This is a genomic window from Vibrio sp. ZF 223, from assembly GCF_003050585.1.
GTDB classification, from domain to species: domain Bacteria; phylum Pseudomonadota; class Gammaproteobacteria; order Enterobacterales; family Vibrionaceae; genus Vibrio; species Vibrio crassostreae.
The window spans coordinates 65,521-86,003 of record NZ_PIGB01000007.1 but is presented as its reverse complement, the minus strand read 5'-3'; the positions used below and the strand labels follow the sequence as shown (position 1 = coordinate 86,003).

Annotated in this window: 18 protein-coding genes; 10 read left to right on the top strand and 8 right to left on the bottom strand. The window is 45.3% G+C overall.

The window, feature by feature from the left end:
• The first annotated feature begins 16 nt into the window (after window positions 1–16).
• Window positions 17–2,479: a trimethylamine-N-oxide reductase TorA gene (gene torA, locus CWO13_RS14550; protein WP_048609404.1), complete on the top strand. Its 2,463-nt coding sequence runs from the start codon at window positions 17–19 to the stop codon at window positions 2,477–2,479.
• Between the two features lie 251 nt (window positions 2,480–2,730).
• Here torA and CWO13_RS14545 read toward each other — a convergent pair whose 3' ends face one another.
• Window positions 2,731–3,945 carry a putative manganese transporter gene (locus CWO13_RS14545; protein WP_108083118.1) on the bottom strand — a complete coding sequence of 405 codons (1,215 nt, stop codon included), beginning with the start codon at window positions 3,943–3,945 and terminating at the stop codon, window positions 2,731–2,733.
• Window positions 3,946–4,146: 201 nt separating this feature from the next.
• Between CWO13_RS14545 and CWO13_RS14540 the strand changes: the two genes are divergently transcribed.
• Together CWO13_RS14540 and CWO13_RS14535 are read left to right on the top strand one after the other, a co-directional pair.
• Window positions 4,147–5,052, top strand: coding sequence for a manganese-dependent inorganic pyrophosphatase (locus tag CWO13_RS14540; protein WP_048658327.1), 906 nt, complete (start codon window positions 4,147–4,149; stop codon window positions 5,050–5,052).
• 150 nt (window positions 5,053–5,202) lie between these two features.
• Window positions 5,203–5,592 carry a DUF2750 domain-containing protein gene (locus CWO13_RS14535; protein ID WP_004734596.1) on the top strand — a complete coding sequence of 130 codons (390 nt, stop codon included), beginning with the start codon at window positions 5,203–5,205 and terminating at the stop codon, window positions 5,590–5,592.
• Window positions 5,593–5,691: 99 nt separating this feature from the next.
• On the opposite strand, the gene CWO13_RS14530 is transcribed toward CWO13_RS14535, so the two are convergent.
• From CWO13_RS14530 to pspF, 7 genes are all read right to left on the bottom strand, one after another.
• A complete protein-coding gene (locus CWO13_RS14530; protein WP_108083117.1) occupies window positions 5,692–6,471 on the bottom strand; it encodes a DUF2927 domain-containing protein in 780 nt (259 codons plus the stop codon).
• 41 nt (window positions 6,472–6,512) lie between these two features.
• Window positions 6,513–7,295, bottom strand: a complete 783-nt coding sequence (locus tag CWO13_RS14525; RefSeq protein ID WP_017060304.1) for a peptide ABC transporter ATP-binding protein — start codon at window positions 7,293–7,295, stop codon at window positions 6,513–6,515.
• Window positions 7,292–8,293, bottom strand: a complete 1,002-nt coding sequence (locus tag CWO13_RS14520) for a peptide ABC transporter ATP-binding protein (RefSeq protein ID WP_048658329.1) — start codon at window positions 8,291–8,293, stop codon at window positions 7,292–7,294. Before CWO13_RS14520 ends, CWO13_RS14525 begins: the two co-directional genes overlap by 4 nt.
• Complete coding sequence (gene sapC / locus CWO13_RS14515; protein ID WP_048658330.1) at window positions 8,293–9,180, bottom strand: putrescine export ABC transporter permease SapC; 888 nt, start codon at window positions 9,178–9,180, stop codon at window positions 8,293–8,295. The genes CWO13_RS14520 and sapC overlap by 1 nt, the downstream gene beginning before the upstream one ends.
• On the bottom strand, window positions 9,167–10,129 hold the full coding sequence (locus tag CWO13_RS14510) for an ABC transporter permease (protein ID WP_048658331.1): 963 nt from the start codon (window positions 10,127–10,129) through the stop codon (window positions 9,167–9,169). The genes sapC and CWO13_RS14510 overlap by 14 nt, the downstream gene beginning before the upstream one ends.
• Entirely contained in the window at window positions 10,129–11,751 is a 1,623-nt protein-coding gene (sapA, locus tag CWO13_RS14505; RefSeq protein WP_102478598.1) for an ABC transporter substrate-binding protein SapA, read from the bottom strand. The genes CWO13_RS14510 and sapA overlap by 1 nt, the downstream gene beginning before the upstream one ends.
• A gap of 102 nt (window positions 11,752–11,853) precedes the next feature.
• The gene (gene pspF / locus CWO13_RS14500; RefSeq protein ID WP_102433192.1) at window positions 11,854–12,876 is read right to left on the bottom strand and encodes a phage shock protein operon transcriptional activator; all 1,023 of its coding nucleotides are present in this window, start codon (window positions 12,874–12,876) and stop codon (window positions 11,854–11,856) included.
• 272 nt (window positions 12,877–13,148) lie between these two features.
• On the opposite strand from pspF, the gene pspA reads away from it, so the two are divergent.
• The 7 genes from pspA (at window position 13,149) to CWO13_RS14465 (ending at window position 20,472) form a co-directional block, all read left to right on the top strand.
• The gene (pspA, locus tag CWO13_RS14495; protein ID WP_102433191.1) at window positions 13,149–13,820 is read left to right on the top strand and encodes a phage shock protein PspA; all 672 of its coding nucleotides are present in this window, start codon (window positions 13,149–13,151) and stop codon (window positions 13,818–13,820) included.
• Window positions 13,821–13,834: 14 nt separating this feature from the next.
• Complete coding sequence (pspB, locus tag CWO13_RS14490; RefSeq protein ID WP_004734605.1) at window positions 13,835–14,068, top strand: envelope stress response membrane protein PspB; 234 nt, start codon at window positions 13,835–13,837, stop codon at window positions 14,066–14,068.
• Window positions 14,061–14,447, top strand: coding sequence for an envelope stress response membrane protein PspC (pspC, locus tag CWO13_RS14485; RefSeq protein ID WP_102433190.1), 387 nt, complete (start codon window positions 14,061–14,063; stop codon window positions 14,445–14,447). Before pspB ends, pspC begins: the two co-directional genes overlap by 8 nt.
• Window positions 14,448–14,604: 157 nt before the next feature.
• The gene (locus CWO13_RS14480) at window positions 14,605–15,639 is read left to right on the top strand and encodes an efflux RND transporter periplasmic adaptor subunit (protein ID WP_055320147.1); all 1,035 of its coding nucleotides are present in this window, start codon (window positions 14,605–14,607) and stop codon (window positions 15,637–15,639) included.
• Window position 15,640: 1 nt separating this feature from the next.
• Window positions 15,641–16,726, top strand: coding sequence for an efflux RND transporter periplasmic adaptor subunit (locus tag CWO13_RS14475; protein ID WP_108083116.1), 1,086 nt, complete (start codon window positions 15,641–15,643; stop codon window positions 16,724–16,726).
• Window positions 16,719–19,829 carry an efflux RND transporter permease subunit gene (locus CWO13_RS14470; protein ID WP_102529913.1) on the top strand — a complete coding sequence of 1,037 codons (3,111 nt, stop codon included), beginning with the start codon at window positions 16,719–16,721 and terminating at the stop codon, window positions 19,827–19,829. The genes CWO13_RS14475 and CWO13_RS14470 overlap by 8 nt, the downstream gene beginning before the upstream one ends.
• Window positions 19,830–19,905: 76 nt before the next feature.
• Window positions 19,906–20,472 (top strand): DNA-3-methyladenine glycosylase I, encoded by a 567-nt coding sequence (locus CWO13_RS14465; RefSeq protein ID WP_055320150.1) that lies wholly within the window; start codon window positions 19,906–19,908, stop codon window positions 20,470–20,472.
• Window positions 20,473–20,483: the final 11 nt, after the last annotated feature.

The window sequence follows — 20,483 nt, the reverse complement described above, 5'->3', positions numbered from 1 at the left end:
CAATTGGAGTAACACAATGGCAATTACAAGAAGAAGTTTTCTGAAAGGTGTCGCTACTACAAGTGCGGCATCGGTTATCGGTCCAAGCTTATTGGCGTCGGCATCAGCGTCTGCTGCAGAAACAGACGGCGCGTGGAAAGTCTCTGGTTCTCACTGGGGTGCATTCCGAGCTCGTGTTTATGCGGGTAAAGTACAAGAAATTAAACCTCTAGAAATCGATCAACACCCAACTGAGATGTTGAAAGGTATTAAAGGTATTATCTACAGCCCATCACGTGTGCGTTACCCAATGGTTCGCCTAGATTGGTTGAAGAAGCATAAATACAGCGCAGATACGCGTGGTAACAACCGCTTTATTCGTGTGACTTGGGATGAGGCACTAGACCTTGTTTACCGTGAACTAGAGCGCGTACAGAAAGATTACGGTCCATGGGCGCTTCACACAGGTCAAACTGGTTGGAGACAAACTGGTCAGTTCCACAGCTGTACTAACCACATGCAACGTGCAATGGCACTTCACGGTTACTCTGTGAAGAAAATCGGTGACTACTCAACAGGTGCTGGTCAAACGATCATGCCTTACGTGCTAGGTTCGACTGAAGTTTACGCGCAAGGTACATCTTGGGAACTTATCCTAGAAAACAGTGACAACATTGTTCTTTGGGGTAACGATCCAGTTAAAAACCTGCAAGTAGGTTGGACATGTGAGACGCACGAGTCGTTCGCATACCTAGAACAGCTGAAAGAAAAAGTTGCTAAGAAAGAGATCAACGTTGTTTCTGTTGACCCTGTTAAAAACAAAACAGGCCGTTACCTAGAAAACGAGCAAATGTACATCAACCCACAAACTGATGTGGCGTTCATGCTTGGTGTTGCTCACGTTCTTTACAACGAAGATCTATACGACAAGAAGTTCATCGAAACTTACTGTCTAGGTTTTGAAGACTTCATCAAGTACGTTCAAGGTGAAACGAAAGATAAAGTTGAGAAGACACCAGAATGGGCTGCAGAAATCTGTGGTGCAAGCGCGGACTCTATCCGTGAATTCGCTAAGATGCTGGTTAACGGTCGTACACAGATTCTTGTGGGTTGGAGTATCCAACGTCAAGAACACGGTGAACAGCCTTACTGGATGTGTGCAGTTATCGCAGCAATGGTTGGCCAAATTGGTCTACCTGGCGGCGGTATCTCTTACGGTCACCACTACTCAGGTATCGGTGTATCTTCAACTGGCTTCGCTGCTCCGGGTTCTTTCCCGCTGAACATCGACCAGGGTCAATCGCCTAAGCACACTAACACTGATTACAACGGTTACAGCCGCGTAATCCCTGTTGCTCGTTGGGTAGATAGCCTGCTAGAGCCAGGTAAGAAGATCAAAGCGAACGGTTCAACGGTAACACTACCTGATATCAAAATGATGGTATTCAGTGGTAACAATCCGTGGCACCACCACCAAGATCGCAACAAGATGCGTAAAGCATTCAAGAGCCTACAAACTGTAGTGGCTGTTGATTTCGCTTGGACTGCAACTTGTCGTCACTCTGATATCGTGCTTCCAGCATGTACTCAGTGGGAGCGTAACGATATCGATGGTTACGGTGCATACTCTGGCCGTGGTTTGATCGCGATGCACAAACTAGTTGATCCTCTGTTCCAGTCTAAGACTGACTTCGAGATCATGTCTAGCCTAACTAAGCGTTGGGGTCGTTACGACGATTACACGCGTGGTATGGATGAAATGCAGTGGGTTAAATCTCTGTACGACGAATGTCGCGCTTCAAACGAAGGTAGCTTCGAAATGCCTGAGTTTGCTGAGTTCTGGGAAAAAGGTTTCCTAGACTTCGGTAAAGGTAAGCCATGGACTCGTCACGCTTCATTCCGTGAAGACCCAGAGATCAATGCTCTAGGTACACCTTCTGGTTTCATCGAAATTACAAGCCGTACTGTAGGCAACATGGGTTACGAGCACTGTCAAGAACACCCAATGTGGTTCGAGAAATCTGAACGTTCACACGGTGGTCCAGGTTCTGACAAACACCCGTACTGGCTACAATCTTGTCACCCAGACAAGCGTCTTCACTCTCAGATGTGTGAATCTGAAGAGTGGCGTGCGACTTACGCGGTACAAGGTCGTGAGCCAATCTACATCAACCCAGTAGATGCTAAGAAGAAAGGCATCAAAGATGGTGACGTAGTACGTGTGTTCAACGACCGTGGTCAACTACTAGCGGGTGCTGTTCTAATGGATAGCTATGCTCCTGGTGTTGTTCGTATCGAAGAAGGTGCTTGGTACGGTCCGATCAACGAGAAAGTGGGCGCGCTAGATACATACGGCGATCCAAACACACTGACTCAAGATATCGGTACGTCTGAACTTGCTCAAGCAACGTCAGCAAACACATGTTTGGTAGACTTCGAGAAGTTCCAAGGCAAACTGCCTCCAGTAACTTCATTCGGTGGTCCAATCGAAGTTTCTTAAGCATCTCGCTTAAAAGCTAAGATTAAAGCTTGAATTAAAGCCCCTGTAAGCACTCTTACGGGGGCTTTTTGTATTTTAGATGTCTGTGTTGCTGTTTCTAATAAGCCTTGTGACAAGGCGAATAGAGGGCATTTTTGAGATAGGTTGTAACGTGCTGTTTGAGATAGGTGACAGAAGCAATGACGCGGAAACAAAAAGGCCGATACAAAGTACCGACCTTACAGAAGCCTATGGAGTTAGCTCTGATCAAGTTAGATCTCAAACATAAACCAATAGCCATAAGCACAGATTAAAGCGGGCACACTTGAATACAAGGTTGCGACCAGTGCTGCTTTCGGTGCCATCGCAATCGCAGGAAATAGTGCATCACCATCATTTGAAATTGCGTTACCTACCTGAGCCGAAAGTGGTAGTGCGCCTGAAAGGTATAAGCTAGTGACCAATAATTGTGGTCCACAGCCCGGTAGCAAACCCATCAACACGCCAGCCAGGGGGAGCATGATGCCCCAGCTTGAGAATAGCGTCGCAAAATCGACATTTGCAATGACAGAGCCAAATTCAAAGAAAAGAAAGGCAACCACCACCCAAGCGGTAACAAAGTTTGTGTCTTGAGCGGTCTTTTGCAGTGGATGAGAGCCTACACATTTTTCGTCCTCACTCACAGCTGATTTGTAATCCTCAATTTCACGGGTCAGCCCCCACAGAAACATTGAGCTAATCAGTAAAATTGTTCCCACCCATTCCATTGACATTTCAGGCAAAGCGAGCAGCTCGTTGACATCGACTTGAAAAGAGCCAAGTAGGGCCACCGCTGCACCGGGAATAATTAGGACTGACCATAGGTAGCCTTGCAGATTGATCGCCTTTTTAGATACCGCTTCTTTGTCTTGAGATTGGGAAGCACAGCTGTTGGAGGCTTCATTTTGCTCAGTCTGTTTTGGACGTAAGAAGTCATCGGCATGGAATAGGTTAATGATTCGACCTGAAGCAGTACCCACAATCACGCCCATCGCCATCATGGCTAAACCAGTTTTAGGTTCGCTAGCAATCAGCAGGAAGGCTGCGTCACCCATGGTGGAAACAAGCACCGCAACAACCGCACCAAACCCGAGTTTGCCGGATATAAATTGAGTGGTTACCACAATCGCACCGCCACAACCGGGTAAAGCCCCCATGAGTGCCGCAAATACCACTTGGTTTGAACGAGACTGATGTACAAGCTTGTTAAAGACGTTGTCCTTATTGATGTAAAGGCTTAACCCGTGGTAAATCGCCAAGGTTAAAGCAACATAGCAAGACACTGCCCAGAACGCGTCTGACAGAGTGGTCACCGTCAATTCACGTGTAGCGGGAGCGGCCACAAGAGCGGCAAGTGAGATAGGTAATAGCAGTCGCTTAAATGACAGTGAAAACTGAGTTGTTTTCGAAGCACGACTGCTTGGCAAAAAAGAGATTAGACGATCCATAGGTGTTACTCAAAATTAGTGGCTTAAGATAAATATATACGAATGATAATAATTATCAATTGCATTTGTTGTTTTTTTATCTATTGTTACTATTGGCTAAACCTAGGAAACATGACCAATCTAAAAAAATGAGGTAAAGTATGGCTAATAAAGAGAGGCTCTAAAGGTAGAGTCATAATTGTTAGTGTAATAGGAAGAAACATGATTTTAGTTGTTGGTCACAAAAACCCTGATAGTGACAGTATTTGTAGTGCGTTAGTTGCAACAGAGCTTCTTAAAGCTCGTGGCGAGGAAGCGACACCAATTCGCCAAGGCGAGATCAACCGCGAAACTCAACACATTCTAGAAGTTGCTGGCGCTGAAAAACCAGAGCTTCGTACTTCTGTTGCTGGTGAGAAAATCTGGCTAGTAGACTACTCAGATCTAGCACAAGCACCAGACGATGTTGCTGAAGCAGAGATCGTAGGTATTGTCGATCACCACCGTCTAGGCGATGTGATGACAGTAAACCCAATGGAAGCTTGGATCTGGCCTGTTGGTTGTACAAACACTGTACTTTTCAACATGTTCAAGATTGAAGGTCACGCTATCTCTCAACAAATCGCTAAGCTAATGATGTCTGCAATTCTTTCAGACACAGTTGGTTTCGCATCTCCAACATGTACTCAAAAAGACAAAGACGCGGTTGCTGAACTTGCTGAAATCGCAGGTGTAGAAGACGTTGATGCATTCATCAAAGCACTTCTAATCGCTAAGACAAACATCGAAGGCCTATCTGCTGCACAGCTAGTAGAAAAAGACCTTAAAGGCTACCCATTCAATGGTCGCGATGTTGTTGTTGGTCAAGTTGAACTTGCGACTCTTGAGCAAGTAGACGGCATGATTGAAGCTCTAGAAGCTGATCTTGAAGAGCGTTGTGAGAAAGACGGTCTAGCATTTGCTGCGGTAATGCTAACTGACATCACTACTGCGCAAACTCGTCTTCTTTACAAAGGTGAGTGGGCTGAGAAATTAGTTAAGCACGAGAAAGACGGCGTATTGATGATGGAAAATACACTAAGCCGTAAGAAGCAAGGCTGGCCTTGGCTACAAGGTGAGCTTGTTTAATCAAGTCACTTAAATAATAAACGCCTGCTACTTTAGCAGGCGTTTTTCTTTGAAGTAGATTTTCTTCTTCATCGATAATGTTTGAAGTTAAAAGTACTCGGCATAAAATAGCTTTAAGAACAAAGTTACTGACTAAAGTAGGAAATTAAGATGACTACACAGCTAGACGATAAAAAAATCGCTGAAATCAACAAGTATACGGGCGAGCAACGCCTGAAGTACTGTGTGAAAGAAATCGTAGCAAACCGTGAAGTATGGATCTTAACCGATGAACACGGTTGTGTAATGCTTAACACAGAAGATGAAGACTGTGTTCCAGTATGGCCAAACCAAGAGTTCGCAGAGTCATGGGCAACGGGTGATTGGTCTGAGTGTAAAGCTGAGTCTATCTCGCTAAACAAATGGCATAGTCGCTGGACGAATGGTCTAGAAGACGACGAGCTTGCTGTTGTGGTATTCCCGAACGAACAAGAAGAGGGCGTTATCTTGTTCCCTGATGAGTTCGATTTCGAGTTGAAGAAACAGGCAGCTAAGCGCTAGTTCTTTCGTTATACAGTAACATCGTAAGTCAGCGTTGCCTTTCTTAGGCAGCGCTATCATTCAATTAGCACATCTCAGCTACTTCCAACGTATATTCCTTCAATACCCAATCAACTGATACAAGGGCGCTTGCTGTGCGGCTTTAGAAGCTTGTTGAAGCACACCTGTTTTACTGTATCTCTTCAGTACCTTTCGAACGATAGGTTTTACTTCCGATTCTGTCATTCCAGCTTTCAATTCTGGTTCATACAGTAGTTGCAGTAGCACCACATCTAGAGGTGATAACAAGTCTTCTGGCGTGTGGTCGTTGAAAATAGAAGGGTAGGCTTTATCTGAATCATTTGGCAGACCTAGAACCTGTGTGATCTCTTCTACGATACAGGCGACTAGCTTACCTCGCGATCTTGCCTGATCTACGGGAATCACAATCCCAGCGTAAACAATCTCACTTTTAGAATTGGTTCGATAACCCGCCGTGCAGATAGCGTTATTTAAATGCTGAGTCGATTTGAGTTTCAGTACCGATTTCGCCTCTGACACCCACTGGCTCTGCCTCGTGTATATCCATTTAACGTTCGCTTCAGATTCTTTGCTGACGATTGTTATAGGGTGTTGAGTGACTTCGGATAGATGTTGGATATGAAGCTCGGTGAGCTCTTGATGCAGTTCTTCATCGCCCACTCGATGATCAATCCAAATCTTGATCGGTTGTTTCCATTTGGCGAGTGGTTTATTGCCTTGGGAATATTCGTGTTGCAGCGCGACGTTATAAAACGCATTTTCAACGAAGGTTCTATCTAACCAAGTAAGCGGAGTGCTTACGGCGTTAAAGCAGAGAGTTGCAAGCAAGAGGGGAAGCATTGAAGCTTTTGTTAGCATGCGTTACCCCCTCTAGTGGCGAGTGAAAAAGCGAAACCAGTTTAGTGGTTGGGCGCTTTGGAGAAATGACTCTCAACCAGTCTTTGCGTGATTTGGTGAGTTGGGTTGGTCAGCACTTGATCCGTTTCACCGCTCTCAACCACATTGCCTTCGTGCATCACGATGATCTTGTCGGTGATGTGCTTAACAATACCTAGGTGTTGAGATACGTAAACGAACGACACGCCCATCTCTTCTTGCAGCTCTAAGAACAAGTTAATAATTTGAGAGCGCATTGCCATGTCCAAACCATTTAACGCTTCATCAGCGACAATGATGGATGGCTGAAGTATCAAGGCACGAGCCAAACAAACCCTCTGTTTCTGGCCCGCAGCAAGCATCTGAGGGTAGAAGTAAGCATGTTCCGGAAGGAGACCAACGCGTAATAACGTGTCTTTCACGCGGCGCATACGGGCTTCTGGTGGCATGTTGGTATTTCGCTTCAATGGGCCTTCAAGAATTCGACCAATCTGAATGCGTGGATTAAGTGATGTATTCGGATCTTGGAAGATCATTCGAATCAGCTTACAACGAGTTGAATAGTCTTTGTGTTCTAGCTTTTCGCCGTTCACGCGGATCTCGCCCGCAGTCGGTTCAACCATGCCTGCGAGCATTCTCGCTAATGTTGATTTCCCAGAGCCATTCTGACCGATAAAACCAATCGTCTGGCCTGCTTCAAGGGAAAAGCTAACCGGCTTCACCGCCTGATGAATCTTCTTACGAAAAAGACCAGAGCGAGTCGTAAAGTCTTTAGATAGATCACTGACTTCTAATAATGCACTCATGATTTCTTTTTCTTCTCCATATTCAGAGGGAAGTGACAGTTAAATTTATGGTTCTTGATACGTTTAGTATGTGGGATCTCCACACATTGCCTTTGCGCGTATGGGCAACGTGGGCCTAACCGACAACCAATAGGTAGATGTTGCAACGGCGGAATTGATCCTGGTAAAGACTGTAGCTTCTCCTTGTGGGGAATCCAGTCGTTAAAGTCTGGCATCGCTTTTAGCAAAGCAACGGTGTAAGGGTGCTTAGGTGCATCCAATAGTTTCTGCGTATCAGCAGATTCTACAGATTGGCCACAGTACATAACGGTAATACGAGTCGCCCATTGGGTAATGGTAGTTAAGTCATGGCCGATCAGCACGATGGTCGTGTTATTGATCTGATTCATACGACTCAACAGACGCAGTATTTGAGACTGCGTAATTGGGTCTAAATCGTTGGTTGGCTCATCCGCTATTAAGACTTTTGGTTTGGCAGCTATCGCCATTGCGATCATGACTTTCTGACACTCACCATCGGTCAGTTCATAAGAGTAACTGTCCATTAGACGAGAGTGGTCTTTGATACCTACTTTGTGCAGTAACGCTATGGCCTGCTTCTTACGCCACTTAAATCGCTGCCACCAACGACCTTCAAATGCGTGGGAAGGAATCGCTTCAATGAGTTGGTTGCCTACTTTTTCAGAAGGGTCAAGACAGGTCGATGGCTCTTGGAAGATCATCGCGATATCGCGTGCGATCACTCGTCGCCTTTCTTTCGGCGTCAGTTGCAGCAGGTCGATATTACCTAAGCGCATTCGGTCTGCAGAAACCTTCCAGTTTTCTTTACAAACCCCGACAATTGCCTTTGCAACCAAGCTCTTACCTGAGCCAGACTCACCTACTAAGCCACGAATTTCCCCTTCATTGAGGGTAATACTCATTCGATCTACTGCTTTAACCATCCCTTGAGGGGTCTCAATTTCGATGGTTAGATGTCGAATATCAAGTAACGGCATTATTCGATTCCTGCATTTAGCGCTTGGCGAACACCTTCACCGACGAGGTTAATCACGATAACTGTAAACATAATAGCTAAGCCGGGTAGGGTTACTGTCCATGGCGCAAGGTAAATCAACTCGACCGAATCACCTAAGATTGAGCCCCATTCCGTACTTGGTGCTTGAGCGCCAAGCCCCAAGAAACCTAAGGCCGTGATATCAAGAATTGCAACTGACAGTGCCAGAGTCACTTCAAGAGCGACCACGGTAAGAATGTTAGGAAGGATTGAGTTCCATAGTAGGTAGAAATCGTTCGCACCATCAAGGCGAGATGCCAGAATGTAGTCCTTCTCTACTTCAGCGTGCACGGCAATGTACACCGAGCGAATAAAGCGTGGAATCAGTGCCAAGCACAAGGCAAGCAAGATATTAAACTCACCAAAGCCAAGGAATGCCACGAAGATAATCGCCAGCAGAAGAGATGGGATTGACATCACGGTATCAAGCAGGTGATTGAGCGTGCTTGATAGCAACCCACGCGTCATCCCGGCAAGTACGCCAATCAGACAGCCAATGACTGCTGCGATAAAGGTAATCACCACCGCAGCGCCGAAAGTAAGTTGAGAGCCAATTATTAGGCGAGAAAGAATGTCTCGGCCTAAGTCATCAGTACCTAGAAAGTATTCAACCGTACCCGCAGGGTCCCACGAGGGAGGGGTTAGAAGATGTCCCGTTTGCTCTTGTGCATCATGCGGTGCTAACCACGGTGAAGTGACGGTAACTAGAATGATAAGCACCAAACACCACAAGCCAAACATCGCCAGATTGTTGCTACGGAAGCTGCGCCAGAAACGTTCGAACTGGGTTGGAATCTGTTCTTCTTGGTAGACGTTATTTGTTAGCATACCATTCCTTCCTTACCAGTGGATTGATCATCGCGCCCAGTAGATCGGACAGAATGTTTGCAGTCAAAACCAAGGTTGCCACTACAATTACGCCTGCTTGAATTGAAACATAATCTTGATTCGATAATGCATCCAATAACCAGCGGCCAATACCCGGCCAGTTAAAGATAGACTCGGTAATAATAGCAAGCGTTAACATACTTGATAGTTGAACGCCGACCTTAGGAATAATCGGTGGTATTGCATTTCTCAACACGTGTTGAGTGATGATCTCTCTAGTTGATAGACCCTTAATTCGCGCGGCGCGGATGTAGTTTTGAGTCATCACTTCAGCTACTGATGCTCTCATCAATCGGATTACCTGAGTCGTTGGAGCGAGCGCTAAAACAAGGCAAGGCAACGCCATATGCTCGATAACACTTTGTAGTGCGTGTGCACGGTAACGGCCTTCGGCAAAAAAGGCATCTATCATCGCGAAGCCAGTCACGTGTTCAATTTCGTAAAGCAGGTCGTATCGACCGCCAACCGGGAACATTTCAAAGTGCAGAGAAAATACCATGATCATCAACAATGCGACCCAAAATATAGGTGCAGAGTAACCGGCCATAGAGGTAAACGATATTGTCGTATCGACAAACTTACCTTGTCTCATACCTGCAATCGTGCCGAAAGGGATGCCGATAAACAGCGCAAGCACAAAGGCAAAGAAGCACAGTTCTAACGTTGCAGGGAATACAACGGCCAACTCATCGATGATAGGTACACCGTGTTTGCTTAGACCAAAGTTTAGTGTCGATAATTCAGTGATATAGCTGATCCAACCGGGCCAGAAATCTTGAATCGCCCAAGGTGAGGTTTGGTCTAATCGAAGCAGGGCAAAACCCACTAACGTCAGAATCCCCAACGTAATAATGAATAAGTTTACACGTCTTAATGTATACCAAAACATCACTGCACCTCTCTTCTGACTTGGTCAAAAGGTTGAGCATTGAACGGGCTCTGTTTAAAACCGGTTAGCGAACGATCGTGCACGCGGAATTGCACGCCGTGAGCGAGAGGGATCACAGGAACTTCTTCATTGAGAATGTTTTGGGCTTGTCGATACAAGTTCACACGGTGCCTTTGTTGATTGATCTCTAATGCTAAGTCGAGAAGGAAATCAAAGTCTGAATTACACCACATAGAGACGTTTAATCCTGCGCGTTCTGAGCTGCATGATAGAAGTGGACGCAAGAAGTTATCTGGATCCCCCGTATTGCCTATCCAGCCAGTAAGCAACAAGTCTGTTGAGGAAATAGAGGATAACTGTGTGCGGTCAAATCGATCGTCGGTATAGAGTTTCAGCTCGATACCAATATCGGCCAAGTTTGCTTGGATCAATTCTGCGGTTTTTCTTGGGCTTGGGTTGTATGCGCGTGGCTCTAGTGGTACCCACATCGAAAGCTCTAATCCAGGTTCAACACCAGCTTCTTTGAGAAGCGCAATTGCATAGTTTCGATCATAACGAACTTGAACGCTGTCTTTTTGGTAAGCCCAAGACGTAGGAGGAAGCAATGTGTAGGCCTTAGTACCTGTGCCGTAATACACAGAATCAAGAATGTTCTGACGATTGATGGCTAGGTTGAGCGCTTTACGAACTCGAGAATCGCGTAGTGCAGGGTGCTCAGTATTCAGCGCGATGAAAGAGACATTAACCGCCGGTGTAGCAGAAATTTTCAGCTCTTCATGAGCTTGAATAATAGGGATCTGACTAGAAATCGGTGAGTTCAACACGTCACACTCACTGCGGAGAAGCTTGGCAAGTGTGCCTGTCCCACGTTGTGAAGTATCAAACACAACTTGGTCCATTTGTACTTCTCCCCTCCAGTAGTGCTTGTTTTTTTTCAAGCGAACTAGGTCATTGATCTGGTATTCGTCTAAGTAAAAAGGACCAGTGCCGACCGGGTTGGAATCGATTTGATTTTTCTCGTCCGCAGCAATGAGCTTATTGGCATATTCTTTAGAATGAATGACCGCATAGCTGGTGGCGATATTGTTGAGAAATGAATTGTCTGGGCGACTTAATTGGAATTTCACCGTTAGGTCGTCAACTGCAGTGATATCGACGATCAGGTTTTTGAAGTCGATTCCGGCAAACCATGGATATAGGCCACCGCCTACATAATGAAATGGGTTTGAACTATCAATGACACGTTCGAAGCTAAACACCACGTCTTGCGCATTCATGCTACGAGTTGGGGTGAACCAGTCTGTAGTTTGGAACGCAACATTTGGGCGCAGTTTGAACGTGTACTCTGTACCAGATTTATCAACAGACCAACTTGTCGCCAAGTTCTGCTTTGGTCGGTAAGTCATCGGATCAAGAGTGAGCAGTGTATCGAAGATTTGAGGGCTCAGTGATTCTGCGGTAATACCACTATCAACCAGCTGTGGGTTGAAGGTACTAGGATTACCTTGGCCGCAATAAATGAAGCCTTTTTCACGGATTTGCTCGTGATCCACACTCTCACCACATCCAGCTAGAAAGCTCAGCGTGCAGATGCTCAGTGATAGTTTTATTAGTGCTTTCATAAAAAGAAATACTTTTCGAAACGAGGCGTTAGAGGAGCCTCAAGATCCGGACAATTTAACATTTTATTTATTCGGCTCCAAATAATAATCTAGTGTGGGCAGCTATTTATCGTTAGCTTGTCCGACAATCGCGTACTTCCTCACCATTCCTCGTAATTGGTTGTAGGTTAACCCAAGTAATTCAGCGGCTTGCTTCTGGTTGTACTTGCTTTGTTTTAAGGCTTGATTGAGTAGCTTGATGTCTTGCTGTTCCTGCCATGCTTTGTAATCCAACGGCAAAGAAAAAGCGCTATCAGATGAAGTATGGCTGTTGGACTGAGCATTGCCAGTTTCTGGCGTCGAATCTTGTTCTGTTTTCCATGCTGGTTTGAATGGGTTAAACACCAAAGATTCAATAGGATATGGATTCTTACCATGCTGATAGATTGCCCGCTCAATGACGTTTTTTAGCTCTCGTACATTCCCTGGCCAAGAGTACTCCAATAGCGATTCAACGGCTGATGGAGCAAAGCCGACAAACAACTCCAATTCCAATTCACGACACATCTTAATTGCGTAGTATTCTGCCAATAACGTGATGTCTTCTTTACGTTCACGAAGCGGCGGGATAGTAATCACATCAAACGCCAATCTATCGAGTAAATCGGCCCTGAATTCGCCTTTCAAAGCCATCTCAGGCAAGTCGGCATTGGTTGCACACACCAGTCTTACATTGGCACTCAAAGCCTTTTGGCCGCCAACACGTTCATATTGTCCGTATTCGATAACACGTAACAACTTTTCTTGAACTGCAAGCGGGGTTGTTGCCAGCTCATCAAGAAACAGAGTGCCGCCCTCCGCCCTTTCAAAGCGGCCTTGATGACGGCCTTTTGAGCCCGTGAAAGAACCGGATTCATGACCAAACAACTCAGAATCAATCAAACCTTCGCTGAGGGTTGAACAGTTCAGCGAGATCAAAGGTTGATCCCAACGTCTTGAAAGGTAATGCAGCCTTTGTGCGATCAATTCTTTACCCGTACCACGCTCGCCAATGATCAGAATGGGTCTTTCGATTGGAGCCAGTTGAGAAACTTTATCCAAAACAGAGAGAAAACTAGGGGATTCACCAATGAGGTTCTGCTGCATAGTGGGTCCTTATGCGGTTTAAGTACTGAAGAAGGTCATGTTAGGGCTATAGTGGTGAAAAATACCAATACTTGGCTAAATTCATCATAGCATGTCTCGGGTTAATCACCATTGTATTGTAAGTGCATGATAATAAATGGCTTAAAAGTTGGCATGCTACTTGGATTACTTATGGTAGGTTTAACAACAAACGTAAATTTGCGAGCAAGTGAGTAAAGAGTCGAACAACGATTTAGAACGCATTTGCCATCATTGTAATTAAGGAGTTCCTCATGGGTATTTTTTCTCGCTTTGCAGACATTGTAAATTCAAACATCAGTGCACTTTTAGATAAGGCTGAAGATCCTGAAAAGATGATTCGCCTGATTATCCAAGAAATGGAAGACACGCTGGTAGAAGTTCGCACTAACTCGGCAAAAGCTATCGCAGACAAGAAAGAGCTAGCGCGTAAAGTTGAAGCTATCGAAACTCAGATTCTAGATTGGCAAAATAAAGCGACACTAGCACTGACTAAACAACGCGAAGATCTGGCGAGAGCAGCGCTGATTGAAAAGCAAAAACTTGAAGACATCATCAAGAGCCTTCATACAGAACAAACATTGGTTCATGAAACCATCGAGAAGCTAACCAGTGAGATTGGCAAGCTAGAAACTAAAATTGCAGAAACTCGTGCAAAGCAACAAGCATTGATGATTCGCAATAATACTGCGAGCAATCGTCGTGATGTTCAAAAACATCTGCATTCAAGCAAAACCAACGAAGCAATGGCGAAGTTTGAGCAATTCTCGCGTAAAGTGGATGAATTAGAAGCTGAGGCAGACGTTTACGCAAAAACAGGCAACGCAAAATCTTTAGATCAAGAGTTTGCAGAGCTACAAGCTCAAGACGAAATTGAAAAAGAGCTAGCGAAACTGAAGCAACAAGTTGAAAACCGCGATAAATAATTTAGGAGTTTTCTATGTCAACATTTCTAATTGCAGGCCCACTGATTGTCTTCTTGATCTTCGTGGCTCCGCTATGGTTATTCTTACATTACCGCAGCAAGAAGAAATCCAGTAACGGTCTTTCAGAAACGGATCTTCAGCGTCTGCACAAGCTTTCAGCGCAAGCGGAATCTATGCAAGATCGTGTGAAGACACTAGAAAAAATACTGGATGCGGAGTCGCCTAACTGGAGACGCAACTATGAATAGAGAACTGTATCGAGACACGATTAACGGCAAATTGTCTGGTGTGTGTGCGGGCTTAGCGAACTACTTTGGCCTTGAAGTTTGGCTGGTTCGCATCTTAGTTATCTCTGCAGCACTGCTTGGGGGGAGTTTTCTGGTCTTGTTAGCGTATTTAGCTTTGACATTTATGCTTGAAAAACAACCACCTCAGTATGTCGATCAGATGAAAGCTAAGCAAGAGCACACGTTGAAGCAGAAGCCTTGGGAAAAAGGGCAGACTGCAGAGTCTTTGCTGGGCACTTTAGAGGGGGATTTCCAGAAGTTAGAGACCAGTGTCCGCAACATGGAAGCTTATGTCACCTCCGACACTTTCAAAGTTGATCGCGCATTTAAGAACATCTAGTGTTAAAACCTCAAAAAATTAGATAACGGTTTAGGAAAATTTATCCCAAGCCGTTATTTTTTTTAATAATTTTGTCTAAATAAATCTTACGATAACTGGCAAGTTACATGTGATTAATCTATGTTATAAAAATATTTATAGATATGGATGAACACCAATGTATAGAGCCTCCGTTGTCCTATTGACGGCCTTAGCTGGGTTGTCTGGGTGTGGTAAGGAGCTTCCTCCCGTGCCTGAACCTGAATCTAGACCCGCCAAACTTTTCACTGTCTCCGTCGGTAGCAACGCTTTTGAACGAACTTTTCCTGCCACTACCGAAGCGGGTGACAAAGCGGTATTAGCTTTCCGTGTACCTGGATTACTTCAAACTATCGATGTCACAGCGGGACAAAGCGTGCAAAAAGGTGACCCTTTAGCAATGCTCGACCCTGATGAATATCAATTGTTGGAGAAACAAGCCAGAGCGAATTTCAAGTTGTCTGACGTTCAATATCAACGTGCAATAAAATTGCGTAAAGACCGAGTCGTTTCTGAGCAAGATTTTGACCAAGCAAAAGCGAACCATAACTCTGCAAGAGCAGAGCTCAATCAAGCGAAAGCTAATTTACGCTACACCACTCTTGTTGCTCCATACGATGGCACCATCTCCATTATCCCAGCTGAAAACCATGAATACATAGCGGCGAAGCAAGGAGTCATGAATATTCAAACCAATCAAATCCTCAAAGTCGTATTTTTATTGCCTGATCGCCTAATTACACGTTATTCATCCGGGTTTGAAACTGATTCGACTATGGTATTTGATGCGTTTCCTGACAACGCTTATGAACTGATTTTTCAAGAGGTTGATACCGAAGCGGATCCTAAAACTGGTTCTTATAAAGTTACCATGGTAATGGAGAGACCTACTGACATTGGCATCCTACCTGGTATGTCGGGAACCGTAAATTTGGTTTCTGCCAAAGCAGCTGCGACGAAAATTCCAACCTCAGCAATGATGACCGATGGCGACGATGTTTCAGTTTGGCGCGTAAACAGTGACGGTATTGTTGAGAATGTGGCAATTGTGATTGATGAAAAGCGTCACATTGTCTCTGGGCTTAATGATGGAGACCGCATCGTAACCTCTGGTGTTAATGGTCTTGAACCCGGCGTTAAAGTCCGAGAGTGGATCAAGGAAAGGGGGCTATAACATGAGTGCATTTAAATTAGCGACAGGTTTGTCATGTTTAGTTCTGCTAACCGCTTGCGAAGAAAAGCCACAAATAGAAGTCGACAATACACCCCTAGTCAAAGCGATTGAAATTTCAGTCTTGGATTTCAATGACAAGCTGTACTTTCCAGCAGTGGCGAATGCCGCAGAGAAAGCGCATCTCAGTTTTCGTGTCGCGGGTGAGATCTTTAAGCTTGATGTCAAAGAAGGCCAGCGAGTTAAAGCGGGGGAATTGATTGCCGAGCTCGACCCTACAGACTACCAATTAGATGTTGATAACGCTCAGGCGAGATATACGGTAATCAATAGCCAATATAGACGCTCTAGTCCGTTGGTCAAAAAAGGGCTGTTGGCTAAATCTCAGTTTGATGAAATTGCAGCTCAACGCCAAATAGCGTATGCCGAGTTAGAGCTAGCTAAGTTACGCTTATCCTTTACTAAGCTTCTTGCACCTGTTGATGGGATTATCTCCCGAGTCAGTGTTGATCAATACGAAAATATTCAAGTCGGTCAGCAAGTTGTCAATATTCACAGCGTCGAAGATGTTGAAGTCATTATCCAGTTACCAGACCGCATATATGTAAATCAACCGAATGATGCGGTACTAAAGACTATCGAAGCTCTGGTGAGAGTTCCGAGTGGTAATGAGTATCCAGCGAGCATAAAAGAGTATACGACAGAGCCAGACCCAAGCACTGGTACCTTTACGGTTACCTTGGCATTGCCGATGCCCGAAGATGATTTGATTCTTGATGGTATGGCTGTCGATGTTACCTCTCATGGGCGAGATATTGGTTTAGAACTGAAAGCCGGTGTTTTGGTTCCAATTGAGGCGGTGTTCAATGCGGATGGCGATGAACTGAGCCGAACGAACTCATTTGTTTGGGTTTTGAATGATGACAATACCGTTTCGAAGCAGCAAGTCGTGTTAGGAAAAGCAAACCAGAAAACTTTGCAGATCATGAAAGGATTAGAAATGGGGCAGCATGTCGTTGTTGCAGGCGTATCGCGATTGCGAGATGGGATGACAGTGGAAGTATTGCCTCAGGAGACGAATAATGAGTGAAGTAAATAACAAGCCTCAAAATGACGATCAACAGGGTGATGATCAGATCACAGGTGTTGCTTCTTACTTTATACGTAACAAAGTCATTAGCTGGATGCTATCTCTGATCTTTCTTATTGGTGGTGTTTCTGCATTCTTTGGTTTGGGTCGTCTAGAAGATCCTGCCTTTACCATCAAAGATGCAATGGTAGTGACCTCTTACCCTGGGGCTACCCCTCAGCAAGTGGAAGAGGAAGTGACCTATCCGCTAGAGAAAGCGATTCAACAGCTTACTTATGTGGACGAAGTGAACTCTATCTCAAGCCGTGGCCTGTCTCAGGTAACGGTAACGATGAAGAATAACTACGGCCCGGACGATCTTCCGCAAATTTGGGATGAACTTCGCCGAAAAGTGAATGATCTTAAGGTTGAACTGCCACCCGGCGTCAACGATCCTCAAGTCATCGATGATTTCGGTGACGTTTACGGGATTTTGTTGGCGGTGACGGGGGATGGCTACAGTTATAAAGAGTTACTCGATTATATTGACTACCTAAGGCGAGAATTAGAGCTGGTCGACGGGGTCAGTAAAGTCTCGGTATCCGGCCAGCAGCAAGAGCAAGTGTTCATTGAGATATCGATGAAACGGATAAGCTCATTAGGTCTGTCTCCAAGCACAGTATTTAACCTTTTATCGACTCAAAATATTGTTTCCAGTGCAGGTGCGGTGAGAATTGGTGACGAATACATTCGTATCCACCCTACGGGCGAGTTCCAGAATGTAGAGCAACTGGGTGATTTGATTCTGACAGAAGGTGGCGCTCAAGGGCTTATCTACCTGAAAGATGTGGCAGAGGTAACTCGTGGTTATGTTGAAGTACCTACTAACATCATTGGCTACAATGGCAAGCTTGCGCTCAACCTTGGGGTATCCTTCGCGCAAGGTGTAAACGTTGTGGCGGTGGGTGAAGCCTTTGACCGAAGACTCGCCGAGCTGAAATATCAGCAGCCCATAGGTATCGATATCTCTGAGGTTTATAACCAACCCAAAGAGGTAGATAAGTCAGTAAGTGGATTTGTGGTGAGTTTGGGGCAGGCGGTTGCGATTGTAATCGTGGTTCTGCTGTTCTTCATGGGGCTACGCTCTGGTCTGTTGATCGGTTTGATATTGTTGTTGACCGTTTTCGGTACCTTTATTTTCATGCAGTACTTCAAGATTGACCTTCAACGTATCTCATTAGGCGCGTTGGTTATCGCTCTGGGGATGCTGGTGGATAATGCCATTGTGGTGGTGGAAGGGATATTGATCGGCACGCAGAAGGGGCGAACCCGGATGCAGGCCGCCACCGATATCGTGACCCAAACCAAATGGCCGCTGTTGGGGGCAACGGTGATTGCGGTGACTGCGTTTGCTCCTATCGGTTTATCCGAGGACTCAACAGGTGAGTACTGTGGCACCTTGTTCACAGTGCTACTGATTTCTTTGATGCTGAGTTGGTTTACTGCCATCTCGCTCACGCCGTTCTTTGCTGACATGTTCTTTAAAGGTCAAAAGGTCGACTCAGAGAACGAAGGTAAAGACCCATACAACGGGATGGTTTTTGTGATCTACAAAAACTTCCTTGAGTTCTGTATGAAGCGTGCTTGGTTAACCATGTTTGTTCTGATTATTGGTTTGGGCGCAAGCGTTTACGGCTTTGGTTTTGTAAAACAAGCCTTCTTCCCATCCTCGACAACACCGATGTTCCAAGTTGACGTCTGGATGCCGGAAGGTACTGATATTCGAGCGACCAATACCAAGCTTAAAGTGCTTGAGAGTTGGTTGGCTGATCAGGACGAAGTTGAGCACATCACGACGACTGCGGGTAAAGGCCTGCAACGTTTCATGCTGACTTACGCACCAGAGAAAAGTTATAGCGCGTATGGCGAAATAACGGTCCGTGTGAAGAGCTACGAAGTGCTTGAAGGGCTGATGAAACGCTTTCGTGAGCACGTAAATGGTCAGTTCCCTGAGATCGACTATAAGCTCAAGCAGATTGAATTAGGCCCTGGTGGTGGTGCGAAGATTGAAGCGCGAATTGTTGGTTCTGATCCAACAGTATTACGTTCAATTGCCGCTCAAGTGATGGATATCATGCGATCTGATTCTGGAGCATTTAATATTCGTCATGATTGGCGTGATAGAACTAAGGTGTTAGAGCCTCAGTTCAACGAAAGTCAAGCGCGTCGTTATGGCATCACCAAGTCTGATGTCGATGACTTCCTCGCGATGTCTTTCTCTGGTAAGTCGATTGGTGTGTACCGTGATGGTACGACGCTGATGCCTATTGTGGCTCGTTTACCTGAAGATGAGCGTGTTGATATTCGTAACATTGAAGGTATGAAGATCTGGAGCCCGGCATTAAGTGAGTACATCCCGCTGCAACAAGTAACACTTGGTTATGAGTTAGAGTGGGAAGACCCACTGATCATCCGTAAGAACCGTAAGCGTATGCTGACGGTAATGGCGGACCCTGATCTATTGGGTGAAGAGACAGCATCAACTCTACAGAAACGCTTACAACCACAAATTGAAGCGATTGAGATGCCTCCGGGTTACTCATTGGAATGGGGTGGTGAATATGAGTCGTCAGCAGATGCACAGGCGTCACTGTTCACAACCATGCCTCTTGGTTACTTGTTCATGTTCTTAATTACCGTGTTCTTGTTTAACTCGGTGAAAGAGCCTCTGATTGTTTGGTTAACGGTTCCATTGGCGTTGATAGGGGTGACGACAGGCTTGCTAGTCTTGAATACACCATTCGGCTTTATGGCGCTGTTGGGCTTCCTGAGTCTATCTGGGATGCTTCTGAAGAACGGTATCGTACTGCTTGATCAAATTGAGATTGAGATGAAGTCAGGTAAAGATCCATATGTAGCGGTTGTTGATGCGGCACTGAGTCGTGTTCGTCCGGTATGTATGGCAGCGATCACCACGATTCTAGGTATGATCCCTCTACTACCGGATATCTTCTTCAAACCAATGGCAGTAACCATCATGTTTGGTTTAGGCTTTGCGACTGTACTCACGCTAATCGTAGTACCTGTGCTGTATCGTTTATTCCATAAAATTGAAGTGGCTTAATGTCAACTAACCTTTGAAATAATGCCCCTAAATGGGGCATTATTTTTATATATCGATTGATAGAAGAGAATAAAAAATGGAAGTAAATACATCGGATAGAACTTGCGCATGGGCGCTTAAACACGAGCTTGAAAGGGAGTACCACGATGCAGAGTGGGGCGTGCCTGTTTATGATGACCAAGTTCTGTTTGAGTTCATTACCTTGGAAGGCGCTCAGGCGGGTCTAAGTTGGATTACGATCCTCAAAAAGCGTGAAGGCTATCGTGCCGCATTCGATAATTACGAGTTAAACAAGTTAGCTGAGTTGAATGAAGACAACGTGCCGCACATCATTGAAAACTTCGATGTCGTTAAACACAAGGGCAAGATTGCTTCGGTATACAACAATGCGCGAGCTACGCTTGAATTACAGAAAGAGTTCGGCTCTCTTTCAAATGCTTTATGGCAGTTTGTTGATAATGAGGTGATTGTGAATCAATGGACCGAGATGTCTCAAGTTCCCGCTTCTACCGAGCAATCTAAAGCGATGAGTAAGTTTTTGAAGAAGAGAGGCTTTAAGTTTGTAGGGGAAACAATCTGTTACGCGTTCATGCAAGCGACAGGCATGGTTAATGACCATATCGTAGGTTGTCCGCACAAATAAAGGTGTTATTT